This is a genomic window from Spirosoma litoris, from assembly GCF_054776755.1.
In genome coordinates, this window is sequence record NZ_BAAHBI010000067.1 from 19,023 (window position 1) to 28,487 (window position 9,465).

Sequence of the window (9,465 nt, forward strand, 5' to 3'; positions counted from 1 at the left end):
TTTACAAAACTAATGGATAATGATTTCTCCCAGAATAAACAATGGAAGTTGTGACTAAACCGTTCCCTCAGTTAGTAGTCTAAACTACATTCCATTTCGTTATTCATTGTATCTTAGGTCTTTCCGCACTGGATGCGTCAGTTTTTCTCCATATTCCTTAAAACCCTACTCTACCTCGTTCTGACGGTATTCGTATTGTCGTTGGGAATTTTGTTGAGCCTGCAAATTCCGGCGGTCCAAACGCGCTTAGCTCAAAAAGGTGCAGAATGGCTTTCGTCAAAACTTCTCTTTCCTGTTGATATTGAGGGGGTTTCGATCAAATGGTTCGACTCGATAACCCTCGAGAAACTAACGATTAAAGACTATCAGGGACGGCCAATGATTCGCGTGGGTCGGCTCGATGCAGATTATCATCTCCAACATCTTCTCGACTCCTCGGCGTATAACATACATATAGATGAGATAGTGCTCTATCGACCTGATGTTCAGATGATTAAAAATCCGAAGAATGGCGATACAAATCTCGATGATTTCATTGCCCGGATTGAACAACTCACCTCCGATCCTACCAAGCCGAGCATTCCGAATCAGAATGTTCCGTTTACGGTTGGCCATATTCATTTGGTGGATGGTGCCTATACGCTCGAAGATCCGCGTGAGCCGTTTATGCACGATAAAAACAGCTTCGACTATAATCACTTCACGCTCCAACACCTGAACGCCGAAGTCAGTGACTTTTTAGTCTTAGGCGATACGATTGCCTTCAATGCCAAAGGCTTATCAGGTGTTGACCGGGACTCCCGTATAAAAATCCGGCAGTTAGATACGCGCTTTTTGTATTGCAACACTAAAATGGAATTAGGGCAATTGTACGCCCATATTGGCAATTCCATTATCCGAAATGAGTTGGTTTTTCATTACGATAAACCATCGGCATTTAGCGATTTCAACAGCCGAGTGATTATGCAGGCTCGGTTTCGTGACAGCAAAGTCCAGTCATCTGATTTAGGTTACTTCTCTGATTATCTGCGCGATCTGCACGAAACCTGGACACTGACAACCAACTTTACGGGTACGGTTAACGACTTCCGGCTTCGGAATACCGATCTACGCTTTGGTCTTAACGGACGGAGCCGATTGACTGGTGATATCGCGTGGAAAGGTTTGCCCGACATGGATAAAACGACGGTCAATTTTGCCTTTACGCCATCCACGGTCAACATGGCCGATATTCGGCAATATTACCCCGATTCATCCTTCAACAAGACTATCCAAAAGCTCGGCACTGCCACTTTCGACGCCACTTTTGTAGGGGCGTTCGATGATTTTAAAACCAAAGGAACATTCCAGACAAGCATTGGCAGCGTGACGGGCGATCTGGCGCTTAAGCTGGCGACTAAAGCTACTCAAACAACCTATACTGCGAATTTAAAGGCGACTAATCTTGACCTGGGCCAACTCATCAACGATCCCGATGAGTTTGGGAAGATCGATGGCGAAGGCCGCATTACGGGCAAAGGCACTGATCTAAAACAGGCAACAATCGACTTCGATGGCAAGTTTGGGCGCTTTGGCTGGCAAGGCTATGCTTACCAGAATGTAGCCGCACGTGGCAACTTGCTGAAAGCGCTTTTCCAGGGTCAACTACACATCAATGACCCAAATCTGGCGTTTGACCTCGATGGAGAATTTAAGTTAAGCAGCACTAAGAATCACTACGATCTTCGTGGGAACGTTCAACATGCCGATCTTCGGGCGCTGGGTTATGTAACAGATTCTCTCTCCGTGAAAACAGCCTTAGATGTTCAGTTGGAAGGGAATAAACTGGATGATATTGTTGGGAAAGCGGTATTCAATAATGCCACCCTCGGTTTGAATAAGCGAAATCTTAACGTCGATAAACTTACCCTTCTATCCTCTATTGAAAACAAGGCAAGTGGTTCGCCCGATTCGGTCGGAACCCAACGCTATTTCGATCTCGACTCGGATTTCCTGACAAGCCGACTACAAGGTAATTTCCAGCCCCAACGCACGATTGACGACCTGACTCGGCTTGTGCATGAATACCTGCTCCATTTTAAAGGTGATGCGGCTGGTATGAAGGCTTATTACGAGCAGAAACGAAAGCTGGCAAGTCGTACATTAGGTCGGAAATTAATCAACCAACCAACCAGGTATGGCGTTGATTACCAGATCATCACCAAAAACAGTACGCCTTTATTGGCTTTTCTGGGCTCGTCGGATTTCATAGCGCCCGCCACCCGAATCGAAGGTCGGTTTACGGAAGACAATACCTCATTTTTAACCGGAACCGTTAAAACCGATTCGTTACGAATTGGCGCTATTAGCTTTGGACCCAGCGACCTCGACTTAACGACGTCTAAATTTACGTATGGTGAAGACGTGCTGGCCTCGGCCATAATTTCATCCAAACGACAATTTTTTACCTCACTCCTACCCACGCGTAATCTCCAGATCGAAGCATCCTGGGATGTTGATCATATTGACTTTACGAGCGACATTGAGCAGGCAGACAGCAGCGGACGATCTATAAACCGGGCCGACTTAAACGGCGAACTCCGATTTAAGGGAGACGCTATCGATCTAACATTCCGACAGTCAAAAGTGCGTGTTCTGGATGGCGACTGGGTTTTAAACCCTGAAAGCCTGATTCGGAAAGTGGGCAATGAGTACACGATCCGAAATTTGGCACTGCTCAACGAAAATCAGTTGATTCAGGCATCGGGTAAAATTTCGCCTGACTCGCTTGAACACCTCGATGTAGAAGCCCAGAACTTTCTACTGTCATCGTTGAACTCTGTCCTGAAAACAACCCTCGGTGGTACGCTCAATGGTTCTCTGGCCGTTCGGAATATTTACAACACGCCGATTATTGAAAGCGGTATGTCGGTCAGAGCGTTATCGTACCAGAATTCCTTAATTGGCGATGTACGCGGACAAGGCGAGTGGGATCAGCAAACCCAGCGTCTGAACGTAAATGCCAGCGTCAATCGAAACGGGGCTGATGTCGTTACGCTATTAGGCACCTACACACCCCAACTAAAAACCAACCCATTAGCCGTCAAGGCAAGCGTTAATAATGCCGATTTGAGCCTTTTGGAACCCTTTACGACAGGGCTTTTCTCGAATCTCGGCGGTATTGCCAAAGGCATCATCGATATTAAGGGAACTCCAGCCACGCCAATCCTGAAAGGTGAGGTAGCCATACAGGGTGGCCGTGGTCGCTTTGATTACCTGAAAGCCGACTTCACCTTCGACGACAAGATTTATTTCGGCGAAAACGAGATCGTTACCCGGCAACTGACCTTGCATGACCCTCAGGGAAATACAGCCTTGTTGCGCGGAGGGGTTTACCATGATGGATTCCGGTATTTCACGTTAGGGTTCGACGCTGATTTCAAGAACTTCAAAATCATGAACACGGTTGCTAAAGACAACGACGCGTTCTATGGGCAGGCCGTTGTGACGGGTAAAGCCGAGCTGTCTGGCCCAACCGATAACCTGACAATCCGGGCCAATGTAACGAGTAACAAAGGCACTCGAATCTATATTCCGCTCGACGGAGCCACGACAGTAGCCGCCGACGACCAGATTCGGTTTGTCAATCTGAGCACGGGCAAACCCACGAGCGAAACAGCCGCTCACACGGCCAATTCGTCAGAAAGTGAAATTGATCTGTCGCGTATTCAGATGGATTTCAACTTCGACATTACGCCCGATGCATACTGCGAAATCCAACTGGATCGTCAAACAGGCGACATTATCAAAGCGTATGGCCAGGGCCGGATAGCGATGAAAGTCGACACCAAGGGAGATTTCACCATGACTGGCAACTACGAAATCCAGAAAGGAGATTACACCTTTACGTTCCAGAACATCATTAACAAACGCTTCCAGATACGCCCCAACAGCCGTATTACCTGGACTGGTGATCCTTATGGTGCCCTATTGGATGTAACGGCAGCTTACACCCAATATACCTCGTTGGCGCCCTTGCTGGCCACGCAAAAAGCAACCGCCGATCAGACCCGTCGGTACCCGGTCGATCTGGTCATCAAGCTCACTGGTGAACTGGGTAGCCCTGCTATTAGCTACGATCTGGATATTAAAGAATATCCTTCTTCCTCTGATTTTCGCCAGGCCGTCACCGCTTTTGAATCTCGGCTTCAGAGTAACGACCAGGAGCTAACCCGGCAGGTAAGTAGCGTCTTGTTGTTCAATCAGTTATTATCTGAAGGGACTAGTTTGTTCGATCAGGGCCAGGTAAACACTGGGGTAGCCAATAGCGTTAGCGAGCTTCTTTCTAACCAGATTAGCCGCCTTGCCTCCAATCTTAACGAAAATCTGGACGTGGGTGTCTCGTTTGGTGGTTTTACGAGTGGTACGCAAAACGAAAACTTGCTTAATAACCTGCAACTCCGATTTTCGTACCGACTGTTGAACGATCGGCTACGCATTAGCCGCGATGGTGGTTTTACGTATGGTCAGAGCCAGTATAATGCAGCCAGTTTACTCGGCGAATGGACACTGGAATATTTTATTACGCCTGATGGTCACCTACGGGCCAAAGTATACAACCGCAACCAGCAAAGTATTTTAAGTCAGTACAACCTAACCAGCACGATCACAACTGGCGGGGGTGTTAGCTTGCTATATACCCGTTCCTTCAATCATATCTTCGGTACGAAACGCCCTACTCCTGGCGTGCATCCTACGACACCTACCGAAGAGCCTGCTCCTTCAACACCCAGCCCTAGCACGCTGCTAAATGCTACTCGCAATTCGATGTAGGTTAGATCAGCTAAGAATCGTCTCGTCTAAACGATCTTCCATCAAGCTAGTACACATTTTCTCCGGTAGTTACCGATCTCGGCAAACCAACAGATTATCAATCACTTAATTTCCGTACGTAAAAAATCTGGTAAACTTCTCGCTCAAATCCTTGCGTCGATACAATTACTAAATTATGTTTGTTTAAAATTAGTCTAAATAAATAATTCTATCACTAATTAGTAGCCTAAGCGCTATCCTAAACCCTTGACCAATCTTAAACCCTTGACCAATCTTAAGCCCTGTGTGCCGGTCGTATGCATTGCGTGTCAACACACGAGTCAATAACAGCCGCACACAGGCACTAATTCAATCAGATCATGCTACTCTAAATCCCTACTCATGACTACACCTCCCTGCAAACCCACTCTCTTAATCGATCAGGCCGATTTCTGCATAGCACAGTGCCAGCACTGTCAGCGAATTGGCTTGACCTTCAACAATTTGTTGCTGGGATTTAAACAGGAGGAGTTCATTGCGTTATGCAAGACAATTGAGACGGTAAATTTTGACCAATGCTGCACACTGATGACTAATGGGCAGCCTTATCTGATTGTTAATACAGGACATCCCGACATTCAATTTAGCCTGTCTCAAACAGACTTTGGTCGTTTTCGGACCGGTCTGATACAGGCGTTACGACGCATGAATCTTCATCAACTACTAAAAATTCAATCGAATTAAATAGCCCCTCGACACAATCAGGCATGGAACATCAGCATCATCTACGGAATTTGATCCAGCAGGAAAACGGCTACATTGGTTATTGCGCGGGCTGTCAATCGTATAATGTAGCCTACAAGAATTCGCTATTTATTCTATCGGAGTCGGAGTTTGCCTGTTATCGGGAAGTAATGGCCGAGCGAACGGCCATGAGCCCTTTTTTTACCACGCATGACAAATCGTGGCTTCTAAAAACCCCCATGCCAAATTACTTCATGCTCTTCTCGGATAACGAGCTGGATGAGCTTGTGCAGATGATGGATGAGGCTAGTATATTGATGGAAGTAGATCAACTATTACGCGTACCCACCGAAAAAAATAGTCGGCAACATGGATGAGTGATCAATGCGTTTAATCAGGAAGCGTATTTTCAATTCGATGGCTAGATAAACCCCATGAACTAACCCATAGCTGCTTATAATATCACACTGAATGGCAGAAATAGCATCCAGAGGATCAATAGAATCTAAAGTTGCTTAGCTACGAAAACTCTTTTTTAAGGACTCTCAATTTCATACATAGGTTAGTAGGATAGTAAAGGAACTGGCCATTGACCAGTTCCTTTCTGATAACAGACACCACATATGCCAGACACTAATTCATTGCTCGCAACAGCCCGGGCCAAACTGGAAGAATCACTTTTGGCAAAAGGCTTACGTCGGTCTTCGGAGCGCTTTGCTATACTAGACGAAGTCTATTCGCGCAACGATCATTTCGACGCCGAAGAACTATACCAGGCCATGCACCAGAAATCGTATCCAGTTAGCCGGGCAACGGTGTATAATACGCTGGATGTATTGGTTGAGTGCGGGTTGGTTATACGCCATCAGTTTGGCGATGAAGATAACGCCAAAAGTCGCTACGAGAAATCGCTGGGCAGACGGCAACACGCTCACCTGGTTTGCGTGGTTTGCCATCGGGTGCAGGAATTCTGCGACCCTCGCTTACACCTGATTGGAACAAACGTAGGCAACTCCTTACAATTTAACGTACAGTCACATTCATTGGTATTTTACGGCCAATGTGCAGACGATGGCTGTAAGACTAAACCTACTAATGAGTCAAAGTAGATTGATTTAGAGAAGAAGCAGGGGTAAAAACATCGATTTGAGTCTTTACCTAGCAACTACCTTTTCTTTGTCATGACTCCTGCGTATATGAAAGGCTGGCTTTGGGTCAGCCTGCTTGGTTTTATTTTCTTTCTGAGTGCCACTCAACAAGTACTGGCTCAGCGTACGTTTACCAATCCGATCAAAAATTCGGGGCCTGATCCCTGGGTTCTCCAAAAAGATGGCTGGTATTACTATATGAATACCACTGGTCAGAATCTGAAGCTCTGGAAAACCCGCAACATAGCTGATCTGGCCACCGCCGAAAGCAAAGTTATTTACACTCCTCCAGCCGGGAAACCCTATTCAAGAGAATTGTGGGCGCCGGAAATTCACTCCTTCAACGGAAAATGGTACATCTATTTCTCCGCCGATTCGCTCAACAATTTGTCGCACCGGGTCTGGGTAATCGAAAACCCATCTCCCGACCCTATGCAGGGCGAATGGACAATGAAAGGGAAAATTGGCGATAAAGGTGATCACTGGGAAATTGATATGTCTGTCCTCGATTATAACGGCCAGCTCTACGCGACCTGGTCGGGTTGGGAAGGCCCCACAAATGGACGTCAGGATATCTATATTGCCCGGCTTAAAAATCCCTGGACGTTGGACAGTGACCGTGTGAAAATCTCGCAGCCCGACCTTCCCTGGGAACAACATGGCGATGTACCACAAGCCTGGCAAAAGAACGGCGAAGTACCCAAAATTTACGTAAACGAAGGCCCGGAATTTCTTCGCCACGAGAACAAACTCTTCATTGTCTATTCGGCTAATGCCTGCTGGCTCGACTATTGTCTGGGTCTGCTGACTTATACGGGTAAAGGCGACTTACTTGACCCAAAAAACTGGACAAAAAGTAAAAATCCAGTATTCACACAAGCGCCCGAAAATGGAGTGTGGGCCCCAGGCCATGGCGGGTTCTTTAAGTCGGTCGATGGCAAGCAGGATTGGATGATTTATCATGCCAACCCCTCGGCCAGCGATGGTTGCGGCAACAAACGTGCCCCCCACATTCAACCTTTTACCTGGAATTCCGACGGTTCTCCTAATTTTGGCAAACCAGTGGCGAATAAACCTTTGCCAGTGCCATCTGAGTAATCAGTAACCTTAGATTCTCTAGATTCTACGATTCTATCGACTGACAAAATAAAATTTTGATACAATAGAATCCAAAGAAGCAAGAGAATCTAAAGCTGCTTAAGTACGCAAGTGCCCTTGTACTCTGAAACCACATAGTAACCCAATAATTCTAATCAATTTATCATGAAGCGATTATCGTTTTTAGTACTTCTTTTTGTTTCCACCTTTTCGATAGCCCAACAAGGCGGTAACGGACGCTGGCCGGCAGCGAAAGCCAATGCCTGGTATGCGAAAGAACCATTTTTGGTTGGCGCCAACTACGCCCCTGCCAATGCCATTAACGAACTGGAAATGTTTCAGGCCGACAGTTTCGACCCGGCAACGATTGATAAAGAACTGGCGATGGCCGAAAGTATTGGCATGAACACAATGCGGGTGTTTCTGCACGATTTGCTATGGAAAGATCCCGCTGGTTTCACCAAGCGGCTCGACCAGTTTTTGAGTCTATGTGCCAAACATAAAATTCGCCCCATGCTGGTGCTGTTCGATTCTTGCTGGGACCCAAACCCAAAGCTCGGCAAACAACATGAACCTACGCCTGGCATTCACAACTCAGGCTGGGTACAAAGCCCCGGTGCAGCAGCCCTGACCGATGTATCACAATATCCACGCCTGGCAACCTATGTGAAGGGTGTAGTCGGTGCCTTCAAAAATGATAAACGTATTTTGGCCTGGGACTTATGGAACGAACCAGATAATGCGAATGATAACAGCTACGGCCAGAATTTCACCATCAAAACTGAAGTACCCAAAGACCGGAAAATAGCTATTATCACGAACCTATTACCACATGTTTTCCAATGGGCGCGTGAAGCGGGTGCAACGCAGCCACTCACCTCAGGTGTCTGGATTTATCGCAGCCCTGAAGATTGGCAGAATTCAGCCAAATGGTCGCCTATGGAAAAGGTACAGTTCGAGAATTCTGATATCATTACCTTCCATCAGTACTCGAAACCTGAAGATCTGGAAAAAGTAATTCCCGCGCTGAAAACCTTTGGTCGCCCGGTTATTTGCACAGAGTATATGGCACGCGGGGTTAACAGTAAATTCCAGACGCACCTACCCATTTCCAAGAAAGCCAAAGTCGGTATGATTAACTGGGGGTTTGTAGCGGGTAAAACCCAAACGTTTCTACCCTGGGATAGTTGGCAGAAGCCTTATGTAAATGGCCGAGAACCCGCTATCTGGTTCCATGAAGTGTTTAAGCAAGACGGCACGCCTGTTGACCCCGCCGAAGTTGCGGCCATTAAACAGGCTACGGGTAAATAACTAAAAAAAATATCAAAAATAAACCTTCTGATTACCAGACGCTAACCAAAATACCTCACGAAAGATTACGTTTTTTTTCAACAGGCTCTTGCATGGAATAGCTTAAACGCCTACTTTTGTGCCACGATAAAGGAAGACGGCAACGTCAACCAGTAATCAAAAAGTTGGTTCGGTAGTTCAGTTGGTTAGAATACCTGCCTGTCACGCAGGGGGTCGCGGGTTCGAGCCCCGTCCGGACCGCCACTGAAAATCAAGCACTTATCAGAAATGGTAAGTGCTTTTTTCGTTATTACACTATATTCTGGCGACAAAAGGGATCAAGGTCAAAAGTTGTGGAGGGCGTTGTATTTTTCTAGGTTTGTGGTTTCACCCA

6 protein-coding genes and 1 tRNA gene are annotated in these 9,465 nt (G+C 46.6%); all 7 read left to right on the forward strand.

Features of this window, described 5'->3' with window-relative positions:
* Positions 1 to 132 precede the first annotated feature (132 nt).
* The 7 genes from ACYVGR_RS32750 (at position 133) to ACYVGR_RS32780 (ending at position 9,335) form a co-directional block, all read left to right on the forward strand.
* Positions 133 to 4,812 (forward strand): translocation/assembly module TamB domain-containing protein, encoded by a 4,680-nt coding sequence (locus ACYVGR_RS32750; RefSeq protein WP_460964413.1) that lies wholly within the window; start codon positions 133 to 135, stop codon positions 4,810 to 4,812.
* A gap of 381 nt (positions 4,813 to 5,193) precedes the next feature.
* On the forward strand, positions 5,194 to 5,535 hold the full coding sequence (locus tag ACYVGR_RS32755) for a DUF6686 family protein (RefSeq protein ID WP_460964415.1): 342 nt from the start codon (positions 5,194 to 5,196) through the stop codon (positions 5,533 to 5,535).
* 23 nt (positions 5,536 to 5,558) lie between these two features.
* On the forward strand, positions 5,559 to 5,912 hold the full coding sequence (locus ACYVGR_RS32760) for a DUF6686 family protein (protein WP_460964417.1): 354 nt from the start codon (positions 5,559 to 5,561) through the stop codon (positions 5,910 to 5,912).
* A gap of 246 nt (positions 5,913 to 6,158) precedes the next feature.
* Positions 6,159 to 6,644 carry a Fur family transcriptional regulator gene (locus tag ACYVGR_RS32765; RefSeq protein ID WP_460964419.1) on the forward strand — a complete coding sequence of 162 codons (486 nt, stop codon included), beginning with the start codon at positions 6,159 to 6,161 and terminating at the stop codon, positions 6,642 to 6,644.
* Positions 6,645 to 6,716: 72 nt separating this feature from the next.
* Entirely contained in the window at positions 6,717 to 7,781 is a 1,065-nt protein-coding gene (locus tag ACYVGR_RS32770; RefSeq protein WP_460964421.1) for a glycoside hydrolase family 43 protein, read from the forward strand.
* Between the two features lie 165 nt (positions 7,782 to 7,946).
* Entirely contained in the window at positions 7,947 to 9,092 is a 1,146-nt protein-coding gene (locus ACYVGR_RS32775; protein ID WP_460964423.1) for a cellulase family glycosylhydrolase, read from the forward strand.
* A gap of 166 nt (positions 9,093 to 9,258) precedes the next feature.
* Positions 9,259 to 9,335: transfer RNA gene (locus tag ACYVGR_RS32780), tRNA-Asp, on the forward strand.
* Positions 9,336 to 9,465: the final 130 nt, after the last annotated feature.